Origin of the sequence: Solimonas soli DSM 21787, from assembly GCF_000474945.1 — a bacterium.
In the GTDB taxonomy this organism is placed as follows: domain Bacteria; phylum Pseudomonadota; class Gammaproteobacteria; order Nevskiales; family Nevskiaceae; genus Solimonas; species Solimonas soli.
Genome location: NZ_KI440836.1, coordinates 249,803 through 264,500 on the forward strand (window position 1 = coordinate 249,803; position 14,698 = coordinate 264,500).

Below are 14,698 nucleotides of genomic sequence, written 5' to 3' on the forward strand. Positions count from 1 at the left end.
CAGGGATGAAACGTGTGGTCGTCACCGGCATGGCCGGCATCACCGCGATCGGGTCCGACTGGGACACGGTCGAGCGGAACCTGCGCGACAACGTCAGCGGCATCGAACACATGCCGGAGTGGGACCGCTTCGAGGAGGTCAACACGCGCCTCGGCGGGCCGGTCAAGGACTTCAAGCTGCCGCCGCACTACACGCGCAAGGTGCTGCGCACCATGGGCCGCGTCTCGCAGCTTTCGGTGCGCGCCGCGGAGATCGCGCTCGAGGACGCCGGCCTCAAGGACGATCCGGAGATCCGCAGCGGCAGCATGGGCGTCTCCTACGGCTCCTGCACCGGCAGCACCGACGCCGTCTGCGAGTTCGGCAGCCTGATGATCACCGGCAAGCTCGGCCGCTTCAACGCGACCACCTATCTGCGCATGATGAGCCACACCGCGGCCGTCAACATCGGCCTGCACTTCGGCCTCAAGGGCCGCGTCATTCCGACCTGCAGCGCCTGCACCTCGGGCAGCCAGGGCATCGGCTACGCCTACGAGGCGATCAAGTACGGCATGCAGACCATGATGCTGGCCGGCGGCGCCGAGGAGCTGTGTCCGTCCGAAGCGGCGGTGTTCGACACGCTGTTCGCGACCTCGCAGCGCAACGACGCGCCGAAGACCACGCCGGCGCCGTTCGACAGGGACCGCGACGGCCTCGTCATCGGCGAAGGCGCCTGCACGCTGGTGCTCGAGGAGTACGAGCACGCCAGGGCGCGCGGCGCGAAGATCTACGCCGAGATCGTCGGCTTCGGCTGCAACTCCGACGGCGACCACGCCACGCACCCGAACCAGGAAACGATGGGCGGCGCCATGCAGCTGGCGTTCAAGGACGCCGGCAACGTTTCGCCCGGCGACATCGGCTACGTGTCCTGCCACGGCACCGCGACCGAGCAGGGCGACATCGCCGAGAGCAACACCACGCGGCGCATCTTCGGCCGCGCCGTGCCGGCCAGCTCGATGAAGGGCCACCTCGGCCACACGCTCGGCGCCTGCGGCGCGGTCGAATCGTGGTGGACGATCGAGATGATGAATCGCGGCTGGTTCGCGCCGACCCTGAATCTCAGGAACCCGGACCCGCGCTGCGGCGAGCTCGACTACATCATGTCGAGCCCGGGCGCCGGCAACGGCCGCGCGATCCAGACCGAGCACGTGATGAACAACAATTTCGCGTTCGGCGGCATCAACACCTCGCTGATCTTCCGCCGCACGATGTGACGCGCCGCGCGGCTCGGTCCGCCGGCCACTCGTGCGCGCGCGTCGACGGCGGTTAAAGTAGACGCCGCGGTGCCGCCCTCGGGCACCGCGATCTCATCGGGGAGAATCGACATGCGTCAAATCAAGTGGATGCTCATCGCGCTCGTGCTGCTGCCGTTCGCCGCGCTCGCCAGGGCGCCGGTACACGACGCGGACGTCGCCGTCGTCGGCCAGCTGTCGACCAAGCAGGTCGGCGAAGCGGTGACGCGCGCGCTGGCCGGCCGGCGCTGGATCATCAGCAACCAGAAGGGCGACACGCTCGAAGCCACGCAGATGACGCGTGGCCTGATGGCGAAGATCGCCGTCAGCTGGGACACCCAGCACATCAGCATCCGCTACCTCGACAGCCAGGGCCTCGACTACGAAGAAAAGGACGGGCAGCGCACCATCCACGGCAACTACAACAAATGGATCGCCAACCTGGAACGCGATCTGCCGGTGTTCATGACGCGCGTCGCCGCCGGCCAATAAGCCGTTCCGTCGCGAAGGCCGCGCCGGCGACGGCGCGGCCCTTTTCGTGTGTCGCAAGCCGGCGTTCATGCGGCCGCGCTCACCATCGCGGCCGGACCGAGGAGAACGCCCATGAAGAAACGCTCGAAGTTTTCGCGCTTCGCACAGAAGACCGCGACGCTCGCCGGCCGCCCGGCGATCTTCGCCGGAGCCACGCTGACCGTCCTGCTCTGGGCCACGCTCGGCCCGCTGTTCGGCTACAGCGACACCTGGCAGCTGGTGATCAACACCGGCACCACCATCGTCACCTTCCTCATGGTGTTCCTGATCCAGAACACGCAGAACCGCGACGCCGAAGCGGTGCACATCAAGCTCGACGAGATTCTCCGCGCGACCGCCGACAGCAACAAGGCGCTGCTCAACCTCGAGGAGCTGGACGAGGAGGAGCTCGACGCGATCCGCCAGCAGTATCTGGACCTCGCCGAGGGGGCGCGCACAGAATCGCGGCAAGGCCGCAGGACGACGGGCGGCGCGGAGCGGCGCCGGCGGGCGAAGCACTGAGCGCGGAGGACGCATGAGCACGGCAAACACCGGCACGACGACATACGACGGCAGCTGCCATTGCGGGCGCATCGCGTACACGGTCGAGGGCCAGCTCGACAAGGTCTACGAGTGCAACTGCTCGCACTGCAGCCGCAAGGGCTATCTGCTGTGGTTCCTGCCGCGCACCGCGCTGCACCTGAAGACAGCGGCCGACGCGATGTCGACCTACCGCTTCAACAAGCACGTCATCGACCACCGGTTCTGCCCGAACTGCGGCTGCGCGCCATTCGGCTTAGGCACCGACAAGAAGGGCGCGGCGACGGTCGCGGTCAACGTGCGCTGCCTCGAAGGCCTGGACCTCGCCGCGCTCGAGCGCGTGCCGGTCGACGGCCGCAGCTTCTGAGCGGCCGCGCGTGGCGCGCCGCGCCGCTTCAATCCTCGATCCGCTCGTGCACGCCTGAGGCGCCGCGCTTCCAGTAGGCCGCGGCCTTGAGCCATGGCGGCTGCGCGCCGTGCTCGGCGAGCAGTTGCGCGCGCAGCGCCCTGGCGACCCCGGACTCGGCGGCGACCCAGGCGAAGTAATCGCCGCGCGGCAGCGGGCGTCGGCGCAAGGCCTCGGCGAGCCGTTGCGGATCGCCGGCCGGCGATCCGCAACGATGCACCCAGCTCAGCGCCAGGTCGGCGCGCGTCTCGAAGCTGAGCTCGTCGTCCGGGCCATCGACCTCGGCGATCACGACCGCGCGGCTGCCGGCCGGTAGCTCGGCGAGGCGGCGCGCGATCGCCGGCAGCGCGGTGTCGTCGCCGATCAGCAGATGCCAGTCGAAGCCGGTCGGCACAAGCACGGAGCCGCGCGGTCCGCCGACCCCCAGCGGCTGACCGCGCCGCGCCTGCTCGGCCCAGCGCGTCGCCGGCCCCGTGTCGTGCAGCGCGAAATCGATCTGCAGGGTCTGTGTCGCGGCGTCGTAATGACGCGGCGTGTAATCGCGCGCTTCCGGGCGCGGGCCGTCGGCGTAGCGCGGCCCGTCCGGGCCCAGCGCCGGCAGGTTCAGCACGCCATCGGCCGCCGGGAAGAACAGCTTCACGTGATCGTCGAAGCCGGGACTGGCGAAGCCCGCGAGCGCGGCGCCGCCGACGGTCACGCGCTGCAGATGCGGCCTCAGGCGCTCGACCTTGCGCACCTCGAGGCGGCGCAGCCGGGCTTCGTGGCGGACGCGCTGCGGCTTGCGCTCGGCGGCGACGCGGTCGGGCGAATCGGGATCCATGGAGACGTTCCAGTTGTAAGTTCGTATCAAACGATATATCGTTTAATACATCGGGGCAAGCCATCCGCTCCGACCTCAACCGGAGCGCCTTCATGTTCAAGCGTCATTTCTTCAATCGCGGCCGCGACTTCGACGAGGCCGGGGACTTTCTCGGCCAGGCCGCGCGCTGCGCGCGTGGCGAAGGTCGCGGCCGCCACGGCCACAGTCATCACGGTCGTGACAGCGGCGAGGGTTTCGGCTTCGGCGGCCGCATGGGCTTCGGCCGCGGCGGCGGCGGCGGCCGCGTGTTCGGCGCCGGCGACCTGCGTCTCGTGCTGCTCGCGCTGATCGCCGAGGCGCCGCGGCACGGCTACGAGCTGATCAAGGAGATCGAGCAGCGCTTCGGCGGCGCATACGCGCCGAGCCCGGGCTCCGTCTACCCGACGCTGATCCTGCTCGAGGAACTCGGCCAGATTCGCGGCCGCGCCGAGGACGGCAGCAAGAAGCTGTTCGAGATCACCGACGAAGGCCGCGCGCATCTGGCCGCGAACCGCGCCGCCGCCGACGGCGCCATGAACCGCATGGCGATGGTCGCGCGCATGATGGGCGGCGGCCGTCCGCCGGAAGCGGTGCACCAGGCCATGCACACCCTGAAAACCGCGCTGATGTTCCGCCGCGGCGGCTGGAGCGAAGCCGAGACGGCCCGCGTCAGCGCCATCATCGAACGCGCCGCGCAGGAGATCAGCGGCGGCGGCAGCGAGGAAGCCTGATCAGCCCCTCAGCCCCGCCGCACGCGGGCGACCGCGTCGCGCCAGCCGTCGTGCAGGGCGTCGGCGCGCGCCACCGGCATTTGCGGCGTGAAGCGCGCGTCGGCCTGCCAGCGTGCGGCGATGTCGTCGAGCGAGCGGTAGACGCCGGCCGTGAGGCCGGCGAGCAAGGCGGCGCCGAGCGCCGTCGTCTCCACCGTCTGCGGGCGCACGACGGGAATCTGCAGCAGGTCGGCGAGGCACTGCGTGAGCCAGTCGTTGACGACCATGCCGCCGTCGACGCGCAGCTCGCGCACGGTGAACGTCGCGGAGCGACGCTGCTGTCCCTCGCCCGCCTCGCGGGAGAGGAGGAGGCCGTCCGCAGATACGGACCCTGGGGTGAGGGCGCTGGCTTCGGATGCCGCGTCGCTCGCCATCGCGTCGAGCAGGTCGCGCGTCTGGTAGGCGACCGATTCGAGGGCGGCGCGCACGATGTGGGCGATGCCGGAGTCGCGCGTCAGGCCGAAGACCGCGCCGCGCGCTTCGGGGTCCCAGTACGGCGCGCCGAGCCCGGTGAACGCCGGCACGAGGTAGACGCCGTTGGTGTCGGGAATCGAACGCGCGAGCTGCTCGGTTTCGCCGGCGCTGGCGATCAGGCGTATCGCATCGCGCAGCCATTGCACGGCGGCGCCGGCGACGAAGATGCTGCCTTCGAGCGCGTAAGTGGTTTCGCCCTTGAGGCGATAGGCGACGGTCGACAGCAGGCGGTTCTTCGAGCGCTTGAACTCGCGGCCGGTGTTGAGCACCAGGAAGCAGCCGGTGCCGTAGGTCGACTTGCTCATGCCGGGCTCGAAGCAGGCCTGGCCGACGGTCGCCGCCTGCTGGTCGCCGGCGATGCCGCCGATGCGCATCGCGCCGCCGAACAGCTCCGGCGCCGTCTCGCCGTAGTCGGCGGCGCTGTCGCGGACCTCGGGCAGCAGCGCGCGCGGCACGCCGAAGAACTGCAGCAGCGCCTCGTCCCAGTCCTGCGTGACGATGTTGAACAGCGCGGTGCGCGAGGCATTGGTGGCGTCGGTGGCATGCACGCGGCCGTTGGTGAGCTTCCACAGCAGCCAGCTGTCGATGGTGCCGAAGGCCAGCTCGCCGCGTTCGGCGCGGGCGCGCGCGCCTTCGACGTGCTCGAGCAGCCAGGCGATCTTGGTCGCCGAGAAATACGGATCGACGATCAGGCCGGTGCGCTCGCCGATCCAGTCGTTGCGCTCCTGGTGCTGCTGGCAGAAGGCGCTGGTGCGGCGGTCCTGCCAGACGATCGCCGGATGGATCGGCGCCCCGCTCCGGCGGTCCCAGATCACCGTGGTCTCGCGCTGGTTGGTGATGCCGAGCGCGGCGATGTCGGCGGCCTTCAGTTTCGCGGCGGCGAGCGCCTCGCGCACGCAGGCGACGGTGTCGTCCCAGATGCGTTGCGCGTCATGCTCGACCCATCCGCTTTTCGGGTAGGACTGCGGCAGCTCGCGCTGCGCGAGGCCGAGCTTGGCGCCGTCGGCGTCGAAGACGATCGCCCGCGTGCTCGTCGTGCCCTGGTCGATGGCCAGCAGTGCCTTCATCTGTTTTCCTCCTCGTCCCGGCGGGCGCCGATAATGCGGCCCGTCGAATTCCTCTTATACCGCGTCGCCCGCTTTTTCCGCTCCATGCCCGCCCATCCCGCACGTCCGCGTCTCGTTCCGCTGATCATCGCCTGCGCGCTGTTCATGGAGAACCTCGACTCGACCATCATCGCCACCGCGCTGCCGCAGATCGCGCGGGCGCTCGGCGAGGACCCGCTGCACCTGAGCCTGGCCATCACCGCCTATCTGCTGAGCCTCGCGGTGTTCATTCCGCTGTCCGGCTGGATCGCCGACCGCTACGGCGCCAAGCGCGTGTTCCGCTACGCGATCCTGCTGTTCACGCTCGGCTCGGCGCTGTGCGGCCTGTCGCAGTCCATGCTCGGCCTCGTCGTCGCCCGCGTGCTGCAGGGCCTGGGCGGCGCGATGATGGTGCCGGTCGGCCGCCTCGTGCTCCTGCGCAACACGCCGAAGGCGGAGCTGGTCGCGGCGATGTCCTGGCTGACCATCCCGGCGCTGCTCGGGCCGATCCTCGGTCCGCCGGTCGGCGGCTTCATCGTCACCTACGCGTCGTGGCGCTGGATCTTCTTCATCAACCTGCCGATCGGCCTCATCGGCTTCTGGCTGGTGACGCGCTACATCGACGAGATTCCCGGCCGGCGCGGCGCGCCGCTCGACTGGCGCGGCTGGCTGCTGCTCGGCAGCGGCCTGGCGCTGCTGGTGTCCGGTTTCGAGCAGCTCGGCAAGCACATTGCCAGCAACGTCGCGGTGACGGCGATGCTGCTGCTCGGCGCCGCCCTGCTCGGCGCCTACGTGCTGTACGCGCGCGGCGGGCGCGGCCGCATTCTCGATCTCGGCCTGCTGCGCATTCCGAGCTTCCGCACCTCGGTCGGCGGCGGCACCGTCTACCGCGCCAGCATCGGCGCCTACACGCTGCTGATGCCGCTGATGCTGCAGCTCGGCTTCGGCTTCTCGGCGGCGGCGTCCGGCACCACGACCTTCGTCTCGGCGATCGGCGCGGTGGCGATGAAGACGGCGGCGCCGCGCATCGTGCGCCGCTTCGGTTTCCGCCCGCTGCTGATCGGCGATGCGCTGCTCAGCGCGGCGTTCGTGGTCGGCATCGGCCTGTTCACGGCGACCACGCCGCGCGCGCTGATGCTCGGCTGGCTGCTCGCCTACGGCTTCTTCCGCTCGCTGCAGTTCACCTGCATCAACACGCTCGGCTTCGCCGACGTGCCGGAGACGCGCATGAGCCAGGCGACCAGCTTTTCGAGCACCGCGCAGCAGCTGGCGCTGAGCCTCGGCGTCGGCCTCGGCTCGCAGCTGCTCAACTCCAGCCTCGCGCTGCGCGGCGGCCTGGTGCTCGAGACGATCGACTTCCGGCACGCCTTCTTCGGCGTCGCCCTGGTCTGCGCCGCCTCGGCGCTGAGCTTCCGGCGCCTGCACGCCGATGCCGGCAGCGCGGTCAGCGGTCACGCCCGCGTCGCCGCCGAGCCGGAGCCGGCGGAGCAGCGCAACTAGAACCCGTTGACGCGAATCGCCGCGCCGCGGCCGGGCCGCCGCGGTGCAGACCTGCGCCACGATGGCGCGACGGCCGCCGCGCGCCGGCCGTTTCCGCCCCCGCGCGCATGCCATCCCCTGGCCGGCATGGAGGTTTTTGCCGCGCCCTGGCAGAGGCGGGAGCGGCATTTTTCTTGCGTCAAGGCGGGCGTCGTCGCGCATCGCCGACGTGGCAGCAATGCCGGGATGGTCCTCATGAGTACACGTGTATTGATCGCCGGCGCGGCTGCCGCTTACCGGCCGCGGCTGTGCGCCGCGCTCGAACAGGCCGGCTGCGTCGTGCTGCCGGCGCCCGAGCCGATCGTCGACCTCGAGGCGCTGGTCCAGGACCTGGCGCCGGACTTGATCCTCATCCATGCCGAATCGCCGGACCGCGACACGCTCGAAAACCTGGCGGTGTTCCACGAGCGCGCGCCGAAGCCGGTGATCGCGCTGTGCGCCCGGGCCGGCTCGGCGCTCAGCGAGCAGATCGATCGCGCCGGCTTCAGCTTCTACGCGGTCGACGAACTGTCGCCGGCCCTGCTGCAGTCGCTGGTGCAGGTGTCGCTGGCGCAGTTCCAGCGCGAGCAGACGCTGCGCGAATCGCTGGCACAGGCGCAGGCGGAACTCGGCGACCGCCGCGACGTCGATCGCGCCAAGTGCCTGCTGATGGAGCGCTACGGCATGAAGGAGTCCGAGGCCTACCACCATCTGCGCCGCGCGGCGATGCGGCGCGCGCAGAAGCTGCCGGACTTCGCGCGCACGATGCTGCGCGACGAGTCGCAGCTCGACCATTTCGCCGCCGAGATGGCGCGCGCCGCGCGCCAGGCCTGAACCGCGCCGGGCACGCCGCTCGGCGGCGCCGCGGCCTGCTAAGGTAGGCACGTTCCGCGATACGAGCGTCATTCGTGAGTGCCCTTGCCGCCTCCGGCGCGCCGGAGAAATCCGAGCTGCGCGTCGGCTTCATGCCGCTGACCGACTGCGCGCCGATCATCGTCGCCGCGGCGAAAGGCTTCGATCGCCGCCACGGCCTGCGCATCGTGCCGGTTCGCGAAAGCTCGTGGGCGGCGGTGCGCGATCGCCTGCTGCGCGGCGAGAACGATGCCTCGCAGCTGCTCTACGGCATGGCCTACGGCGTGCAGACCGGCGTCGGCGGCGCGGCGCGCGAGCTGGCGATCACCATGGGCCTGTCGCGCAACGGCCAGGGCATCACCCTGTCGCGGGCCCTGCTCGCGCGCGGCGTGCGCGATGGCGCGTCGCTCGCCGCGCTCGTTCACCGCGAACCGGGCTGCACCTTCGCGCACACCTTCCCGACCGGCAACCACGCCATGTGGCTGTACTACTGGCTCGCCGCGCTCGGCGTGCAGCCGCTGCGCGAGGTGCGCATGACGACGGTGCCGCCGCCGCAGATGGTCGCGCAGATGCGCGCCGGCATCATGGACGGCTACTGCGTCGGCGAGCCGTGGAACGCGCATGCCGTGCGCGAGGGCGTCGGCTTCACCGTGGCGACCTCCCAGCACATCTGGCCCGACCATCCCGGCAAGGCACTCGGCATGACCGCCGCCTTCGTCGACGCGCATCCGCGATCGGCGCGGGCCCTGACCGCGGCGCTGCTCGAGGCGGCGCGCTGGTGCGATGCGCGCGGCAACCGCGCCGAGCTGGCGCGCCTGCTCGCCGCGCCGGCCTGCATCGATTGCGAGGTCGCGGCGATCGCCGACCGTCTCGACGGCGATTACGACGACGGCATCGGCCGGCGCTGGCACGACGCGCATCCGCTGCGCTTCTTCGACGACGGCGCCGTCACCCAGCCCTGGCTGTCCGACGGCCTGTGGTTCCTCACCCAGCTGCGCCGCTGGGGCCTGCTGCGCAGTGAACCCGAATACCTCGACATCGCCGCGCGCGTGCAGCGCCTCGACGTCTACCACGATGCCTGCGCCGCGGTCGGCATCGCGGCGCCGCGCGCCGTCATGCGCCGTTCGGTGCTGTTCGACGGCGGCGTCTGGGACGGTTCCGATCCGGCCGCCTACGCGGCCTCGTTCGCGATCCGCGCCTGAGCGGCGCTGCGCGGCGCGCCGGCCGGCGCGATGCGGCGGCTATAATCCACGCTCTCCCATCGTTGCCGGAAGCGCCCGTGACCCTCGGCTCCTATCCCCGCACGCGCTTGCGCCGCACGCGCCAGGCCTCCTTCGTCCGCGACATGGTGCGCGAGACGCGCCTGGTGCCGGGGCAGCTGATCCAGCCGCTGTTCGTCGCCGAGGGCGCGCTCAAGGGCCCGGTCGCCGCCATGCCGGGCGTCACGCGGCTCGATCTCGACGAGCTGGTCCGCGAATGCGCGGAACTGAAGGCGCTCGGCGTCGGCTGTGTGGCGCTGTTCCCGGTCACGCCGGCGGAGCGCAAGACGCCGGGCGGCGAGGAAGCGCTGAACCCGGACAGCCTGATGGTGCGTTCGATCAAGGCGATCAAGCAGAGCGTGTCCGGCATCGGCGTGCTGGCCGACGTCGCGCTCGATCCGTACACCAGCCACGGCCAGGATGGCGTGCTCGACGAGCAGGGCTACGTCGACAACGACGCCAGCTGCGAGATCCTGCGCCGCCAGGCCCTGCTCTACGCGCGCAGCGGCGTCGACATCGTCGCGCCGAGCGACATGATGGACGGCCGCATCGGCCATATCCGCGACGTGCTCGAACGCGACAAGCAGAAGAACACGATGATCATGTCGTATGCCGCAAAGTATGCGTCGGCGTTCTACGGTCCGTTCCGCGACGCCGTCGGTTCGAGCGGCAATCTGGGCAAGGGCGGCAAGGAGACCTACCAGATGGACCCGGCGAACCGCGACGAGGCGCTGCGCGAAGTCGCGCTCGATCTCGACGAGGGCGCCGACATGGTGATGGTCAAGCCGGGCCTGCCGTATCTCGACATCATTCGCCGCGTGAAGGACGAGTTCAAAGTGCCGACCGCCGCCTACCAGGTCAGCGGCGAATACTCGATGCTGCAGGGCGCCATCGACAAGGGCTGGCTCGATGAGCGCAAGGCGGTGCTCGAGGCGCTGCTGTGCTTCCGCCGCGCCGGCGCCGACATGATCCTCAGCTATTTCTCCAGGCGCGCCGCGCAGTGGCTGAACGGCTGAGGCCGCGTACCGGAACGCCGCGATGACCCTCGAACCGCATCAGTCTGCGACGCCGCGCGGCTGGCCGAACGAGGAAATCCTGCGGCGCGCGGCGCAGGACCTGCAGGCGCTCGCCGGCTGGCTCGGCGCGCCGCCGTATTTCACGGGCGACGCGCCGATCGACACGCCGCTGAAGAAACTCGTCGCCGCGCATCCCCGACTCGTCGCCTACCGCGCACGCATGCACGCCCGCTGCTCCGGCAGCGATCGCCAGACGCCCTGAGCCTCCAGCCACTCGCAATGACAGACCGTTACGCCGTCATCGGCCACCCCATCGCGCACAGCAAGTCGCCGCTGATCCACGCGCAGTTCGCCAGAGAGACGGCGCAGGATCTGGTCTACGACGCGGTCGACGTCGATCCGGAGACGCTGCCCTTCGCGCTGCGCCAGCTGCACGACGAGGGCTATCGCGGCCTCAACGTCACGCAGCCGCACAAGACGGAAGTCGCCAAGCTCTGCGTCAGCGTCAGCGAGCGCGCGCAGCAGGCCGGCGCGGTCAACACGCTGCTGCGCGTCGACAACGGCTGGCAGGGCGACAACAGCGACGGCGATGGCCTGATGCGTGATCTCGCGCGCCTCGGTTACGCGATCGCCGGGCAGCGCGTGCTGGTGCTCGGCGCCGGCGGCGCGGTGCGCGGCATCCTCGGCCCCTTGCTCGCCGCCAGGCCGGCGCTGCTGGTGGTTTCGAACCGCAATCCCTGGAAGCCCGAAGCGCTGGCCGAGGAATTCAAGGAGTACGGCAGCGTCGTGCCGCGCACCCATCTGGCGCTGAAAGGCGATCGCTACGACCTGATCCTCAACGCGACCTCGGCCGGCCTGTCGGGCACGCTGCCGCGCCTGCCCGGGCAGCTGCTCGCCGACGGCGGCGCCTGCTACGACCTCTCCTACGGCGCCGCCGCCGAGCCGTTCCGCCGCTGGGCGGAAACGCAGAAGGCGGCGCGCTTCGCCGACGGTCTCGGCATGCTCGTCGAGCAGGCGGCGACCTCGTTCGCGTTGTGGCGCGGCGTGCGCCCGCCGACGGCGGACGTTCTGCAGGCGCTGCGCGCGCGCTGAAGCCGCTCAGCGCTGCGGCGCGAAATACAGGGCGCCGCGCACGCCGCCGCCGTCGCGGTTCTCCACCGTCAGGCGCCAGCCGAAACGCATCGCCAGCGTGCGCGCGATATAGAGGCCCATGCCGGTGCCGCCATCGCGGCTGCTGAAGCCGGGCTCGAAGATGCGCGGCAGGGCCGCGGCGGCGATGCCGGGCCCGTCATCCTCGATCGCGAAATGGTCCGCCCGCACGCGCACGGTGACGGCGCCTTTCGGGGCGGCGCGAACCGCGTTGCGCAGCAGATTGGTGAAGATGGCGGCGATCGCGCCCGGCGCCGCCGCCAGCCGCACGGGCGCCGGAATGTCCCAGGTCACGCGCACGCCCGGCATCTGCGCGACGTAGGGATCGGCGAGCTCGTGCAGCACGTGCTGCAGGTCCAGGCTTTCGAGGCGCGGCGTGTCGCGCACGCGCGACAGGGCGAGCAGCGCGTCGATCTCGTGGCGCGCCATCGCCACCGCGCGCTCGATGCGCTTGAGCGCCGGCTTCTCGCCCTGCAGCGCCAGCGTTTCGGCGGCGCCCTGGATGACGGCGATCGGCGTGCGCAGCTCGTGGCTCGCCGCCGCCGCGAAGGCGCGCTCGCGTTCGACCAGCGCGTCGAGCTCGCCCATGTAGCGGTTGATGGCGTCGACGATCACCGACAGCTCGCTGTCGTCGATGTCGAGCACCAGGCGCTCGCCGCGCCGCTCCGGATCGAGGCGGCCCAGCTGGCCGACCAGGCGATCGAGCGGGGCGAGCGCGCGGCGCGCGAGATAGAGCGAGATGAAATAGCTCAGCACGCCGACGCCGAGCAGGGCGATCAGGCCCGTCCAGAGCAGCGCGTCCTCGCGTTCCTCGATGAAGGAGATGTCGTAGAGCAGGTAGGCATTGCCGCCGTCCTCCGTCTCGCGCACCAGCAGGTTGAAGCTGCGGTCGTTCTCGCGCAGGTCCTCGTAGTAGCCGGGCTTGTAGTCGCGCAGGCGCGCCGGCACGCGCTCGCCGGCATAGAAGCGCAGCGCGTCGTAGGCGCGGTTCGGCGCGGCCGGCGCGTGCGGCCCGATGAGGTAGGACAGCTCGCGCTCCATGAGGTCGCGGACGGCGGCGTCCTCGATCCACACATCGCTCGCCCACACGCCGAGACCGGCGAGCGAGGCGATCAGCAGCGACAGGCCGACGAGGCCGACGACCATGCGCCGGTGCAGGGTGCTGCGCCGGCGCCGCACGGCCGCCTCAGTCGGCATCGCCGCCGGCGTCGCCGAGATCGGCGAGACGGTACCCGGTGCCGCGCAGGGTGTGCAGCAGCTTGCGTGCGAACGGCCGGTCGACGACGCTGCGCAGCGCGTGCATGTGCGCACGCAGCACGTCGCCGTCGGGGACTTCGTCGCCCCACAGCAGGTATTCGAGTTCGTGGCGGGTGACAATGCGCCCGGTGTGGCGCAGCAGGAATTCGAGGATGCGGCGCGTCGACGGATTCAGATTCAGCAGCTGGCCGGCGCGGCGCGCCTGCCGCGTGCGCGGTTCGTATTCGAGATCGGCGACGCGCAGCGCACCGCTGGCGACGCTGCCGCTGGCGCGGCGATGCAGCGAATGCAGGCGCGCCTCGAGCTCGGCCATCGCGAACGGCTTGACCAGATAGTCGTCGGCGCCCGCGGCGAGACCGTCGACGCGGTCGGCGACGGCGTCCATCGCCGTCAGCATCAGCACCGGCGTGGCGACGCCGCGCTCCTCGCGCAGGCGCCGGCAGACGGTGGCGCCGTCGAGGCCCGGCAGCAGGCGATCGAGGATGATCACGTCGAAGCCGCCATCCGCGCCGGCGGCCAGCGCGGCCGGACCGTCATAGGCGAAGTCGACGGTGTGGCGGTGCGCCTCGAGGTATTCACCGACGTTGGCCGCGAGGTCGACGTTGTCTTCGACGAGCAGCACGCGCATCGGCCGGTCCTCAGGCGCTGCCCTGCTCGCGCTGCGCGTCGACGGCGGCGCTGCCCGGCACGAGGATGCGCGCGGCGATGATGCCGATCTCGTAGAGCAGATAGACCGGCACCGCGAGCATGATCTGCGAGATGACGTCCGGCGGCGTGAACACGGCGCCTAGCACGAAGGCGCCGACGATCACGTATTCGCGATTGCCGGCGAGCTGCCTGGGTGTCACGAAGCCGGTCTTGACCAGCAGCACCAGCGCGACCGGCGTCTCGAAGGCGAAGCCGAAGGCGACGAAGATGGTCAACACGAAGTCGAGGTACTTGCTGATGTCGGTCATCACCGCGACGCCTTCCGGCGCCGCGCCGACCATGAAACGGAACACCGTCGGCAGGACCAGGAAGTAGGCGAAGGCGACGCCGCCGTAGAACAGCAGCGTGCTCGACGCCATCAGCGGCGCGACGAGACGGCGCTCGCTCTTGTACAGACCCGGCGCGACGAAGGCCCAGACCTGCCACAGCACCCAGGGCATGGCCGCGACGAAAGCGACCACGGCGGCGAGCTTGATCGGCGTGAAGAACGGCGACGCCACCTCGGTGGCGATCATCGAGCTGCCGGACGGCAGCAGCGCCAGCAGCGGATGCGCCAGCAGCGAGTAGAGATGCTTGGCGAAGAAGGACAGCGGCACGAAGATCAGCAGCACGCCGAGCACGATCTTCAGCAGGCGCGCGCGCAGTTCCAGCAGATGCGCCATCAGCGGCTGCTCGGCGCCGCCCTGTGGCTCGTCGGCGCTCACGGCTTGTCCTTGCCGAGGTCGTCGGCGGCCTTGCGCGCCGCTTCGGTTTCCTTCTTCACCGTGTCGTGCAGATCACCGGCTTCCTTCTGCACGGTGTCCTTGAACGAGGCGGCGCCCTCCTGCATCGCGCGGCGCGCTTCGTCGAGCTGCTGGCGCAGTTCGGCGAGCTGCGATTCGCGCTCGAGCTCGGTCGTCAGATTGCGCAGATAACCTTTGGCCTGCCCGGTCCAGCGGCCAATGGTGCGCGCGAGCTTGGGCAGCTTCTCCGGGCCGAGCACGACGAGCGCGACCAGGAAGCAGACCAGCAGTTCGGAAAACCCGATCTCGAACATGTCGACCCGAGG

17 protein-coding genes are annotated in these 14,698 nt (G+C 70.6%); 11 read left to right on the forward strand and 6 right to left on the reverse strand.

Going from position 1 to position 14,698, the window contains the following annotated elements:
* The first annotated feature begins 5 nt into the window (after positions 1-5).
* From K344_RS0113265 to K344_RS0113280, 4 genes are all read left to right on the forward strand, one after another.
* Positions 6-1,250, forward strand: a complete 1,245-nt coding sequence (locus K344_RS0113265) for a beta-ketoacyl-ACP synthase (RefSeq protein WP_028081071.1) — start codon at positions 6-8, stop codon at positions 1,248-1,250.
* A gap of 111 nt (positions 1,251-1,361) precedes the next feature.
* Positions 1,362-1,760 carry a hypothetical protein gene (locus tag K344_RS0113270; protein WP_028081072.1) on the forward strand — a complete coding sequence of 133 codons (399 nt, stop codon included), beginning with the start codon at positions 1,362-1,364 and terminating at the stop codon, positions 1,758-1,760.
* Positions 1,761-1,871: 111 nt separating this feature from the next.
* Positions 1,872-2,300 carry a low affinity iron permease family protein gene (locus K344_RS0113275; protein ID WP_028081073.1) on the forward strand — a complete coding sequence of 143 codons (429 nt, stop codon included), beginning with the start codon at positions 1,872-1,874 and terminating at the stop codon, positions 2,298-2,300.
* Positions 2,301-2,313: 13 nt separating this feature from the next.
* Entirely contained in the window at positions 2,314-2,685 is a 372-nt protein-coding gene (locus K344_RS0113280; protein WP_028081074.1) for a GFA family protein, read from the forward strand.
* A 28-nt stretch (positions 2,686-2,713) separates the two neighbouring features.
* Here K344_RS0113280 and K344_RS0113285 read toward each other — a convergent pair whose 3' ends face one another.
* The gene (locus K344_RS0113285; RefSeq protein WP_028081075.1) at positions 2,714-3,544 is read right to left on the reverse strand and encodes a siderophore-interacting protein; all 831 of its coding nucleotides are present in this window, start codon (positions 3,542-3,544) and stop codon (positions 2,714-2,716) included.
* A 92-nt stretch (positions 3,545-3,636) separates the two neighbouring features.
* Here K344_RS0113285 and K344_RS0113290 point away from each other — a divergent pair, with 92 nt between their 5' ends.
* Positions 3,637-4,293, forward strand: coding sequence for a PadR family transcriptional regulator (locus K344_RS0113290; RefSeq protein ID WP_084197417.1), 657 nt, complete (start codon positions 3,637-3,639; stop codon positions 4,291-4,293).
* Positions 4,294-4,301: 8 nt separating this feature from the next.
* Here K344_RS0113290 and glpK read toward each other — a convergent pair whose 3' ends face one another.
* On the reverse strand, positions 4,302-5,873 hold the full coding sequence (gene glpK / locus K344_RS0113295) for a glycerol kinase GlpK (RefSeq protein ID WP_028081077.1): 1,572 nt from the start codon (positions 5,871-5,873) through the stop codon (positions 4,302-4,304).
* Positions 5,874-5,957: 84 nt separating this feature from the next.
* Here glpK and K344_RS0113300 point away from each other — a divergent pair, with 84 nt between their 5' ends.
* The 6 genes from K344_RS0113300 (at position 5,958) to aroE (ending at position 11,628) form a co-directional block, all read left to right on the forward strand.
* Positions 5,958-7,391, forward strand: a complete 1,434-nt coding sequence (locus tag K344_RS0113300) for an MFS transporter (RefSeq protein WP_028081078.1) — start codon at positions 5,958-5,960, stop codon at positions 7,389-7,391.
* 234 nt (positions 7,392-7,625) lie between these two features.
* Positions 7,626-8,243 (forward strand): ANTAR domain-containing response regulator, encoded by a 618-nt coding sequence (locus tag K344_RS21680; protein WP_169729298.1) that lies wholly within the window; start codon positions 7,626-7,628, stop codon positions 8,241-8,243.
* 74 nt (positions 8,244-8,317) lie between these two features.
* Positions 8,318-9,463, forward strand: a complete 1,146-nt coding sequence (locus K344_RS21685; RefSeq protein WP_211234544.1) for a CmpA/NrtA family ABC transporter substrate-binding protein — start codon at positions 8,318-8,320, stop codon at positions 9,461-9,463.
* Between the two features lie 77 nt (positions 9,464-9,540).
* Complete coding sequence (gene hemB, locus K344_RS0113315; protein ID WP_028081079.1) at positions 9,541-10,536, forward strand: porphobilinogen synthase; 996 nt, start codon at positions 9,541-9,543, stop codon at positions 10,534-10,536.
* Positions 10,537-10,558: 22 nt separating this feature from the next.
* Positions 10,559-10,798 carry a glutathione S-transferase family protein gene (locus tag K344_RS0113320; RefSeq protein ID WP_028081080.1) on the forward strand — a complete coding sequence of 80 codons (240 nt, stop codon included), beginning with the start codon at positions 10,559-10,561 and terminating at the stop codon, positions 10,796-10,798.
* Between the two features lie 17 nt (positions 10,799-10,815).
* Positions 10,816-11,628 (forward strand): shikimate dehydrogenase, encoded by an 813-nt coding sequence (gene aroE / locus K344_RS0113325; RefSeq protein WP_028081081.1) that lies wholly within the window; start codon positions 10,816-10,818, stop codon positions 11,626-11,628.
* Positions 11,629-11,634: 6 nt separating this feature from the next.
* Here the strand turns inward: aroE and K344_RS0113330 are convergent, their stop codons facing one another.
* From K344_RS0113330 to tatB, 4 genes are read right to left on the reverse strand one after another with little or no spacing between them, the layout of a single operon-like run.
* Entirely contained in the window at positions 11,635-12,882 is a 1,248-nt protein-coding gene (locus tag K344_RS0113330) for a sensor histidine kinase (protein WP_028081082.1), read from the reverse strand.
* Positions 12,872-13,570 (reverse strand): response regulator transcription factor, encoded by a 699-nt coding sequence (locus K344_RS0113335; protein ID WP_028081083.1) that lies wholly within the window; start codon positions 13,568-13,570, stop codon positions 12,872-12,874. The genes K344_RS0113330 and K344_RS0113335 overlap by 11 nt, the downstream gene beginning before the upstream one ends.
* Before the next feature lie 10 nt (positions 13,571-13,580).
* A complete protein-coding gene (tatC, locus tag K344_RS0113340; protein WP_051362262.1) occupies positions 13,581-14,312 on the reverse strand; it encodes a twin-arginine translocase subunit TatC in 732 nt (243 codons plus the stop codon).
* Positions 14,313-14,350: 38 nt separating this feature from the next.
* Positions 14,351-14,686, reverse strand: a complete 336-nt coding sequence (gene tatB, locus K344_RS21690) for a Sec-independent protein translocase protein TatB (protein ID WP_051362215.1) — start codon at positions 14,684-14,686, stop codon at positions 14,351-14,353.
* Positions 14,687-14,698 lie beyond the last annotated feature (12 nt).

Coding starts and splice junctions, on each gene's coding strand:
- K344_RS0113300 (WP_028081078.1), top strand. CDS start 5,958: ATGCCCGCCCATCCCGCACGTCCGCGTCTCGTTCCGCTGATCATCGCC.
- K344_RS21680 (WP_169729298.1), top strand. CDS start 7,626: ATGAGTACACGTGTATTGATCGCCGGCGCGGCTGCCGCTTACCGGCCG.
- K344_RS0113265 (WP_028081071.1), top strand. CDS start 6: ATGAAACGTGTGGTCGTCACCGGCATGGCCGGCATCACCGCGATCGGG.
- K344_RS0113280 (WP_028081074.1), top strand. CDS start 2,314: ATGAGCACGGCAAACACCGGCACGACGACATACGACGGCAGCTGCCAT.
- K344_RS0113330 (WP_028081082.1), bottom strand. CDS start 12,882: ATGCCGACTGAGGCGGCCGTGCGGCGCCGGCGCAGCACCCTGCACCGG.
- tatB (WP_051362215.1), bottom strand. CDS start 14,686: ATGTTCGAGATCGGGTTTTCCGAACTGCTGGTCTGCTTCCTGGTCGCG.
- K344_RS0113275 (WP_028081073.1), top strand. CDS start 1,872: ATGAAGAAACGCTCGAAGTTTTCGCGCTTCGCACAGAAGACCGCGACG.
- K344_RS0113320 (WP_028081080.1), top strand. CDS start 10,559: ATGACCCTCGAACCGCATCAGTCTGCGACGCCGCGCGGCTGGCCGAAC.
- K344_RS0113285 (WP_028081075.1), bottom strand. CDS start 3,544: ATGGATCCCGATTCGCCCGACCGCGTCGCCGCCGAGCGCAAGCCGCAG.
- K344_RS0113270 (WP_028081072.1), top strand. CDS start 1,362: ATGCGTCAAATCAAGTGGATGCTCATCGCGCTCGTGCTGCTGCCGTTC.
- aroE (WP_028081081.1), top strand. CDS start 10,816: ATGACAGACCGTTACGCCGTCATCGGCCACCCCATCGCGCACAGCAAG.
- K344_RS0113290 (WP_084197417.1), top strand. CDS start 3,637: ATGTTCAAGCGTCATTTCTTCAATCGCGGCCGCGACTTCGACGAGGCC.
- glpK (WP_028081077.1), bottom strand. CDS start 5,873: ATGAAGGCACTGCTGGCCATCGACCAGGGCACGACGAGCACGCGGGCG.
- tatC (WP_051362262.1), bottom strand. CDS start 14,312: ATGGCGCATCTGCTGGAACTGCGCGCGCGCCTGCTGAAGATCGTGCTC.
- K344_RS0113335 (WP_028081083.1), bottom strand. CDS start 13,570: ATGCGCGTGCTGCTCGTCGAAGACAACGTCGACCTCGCGGCCAACGTC.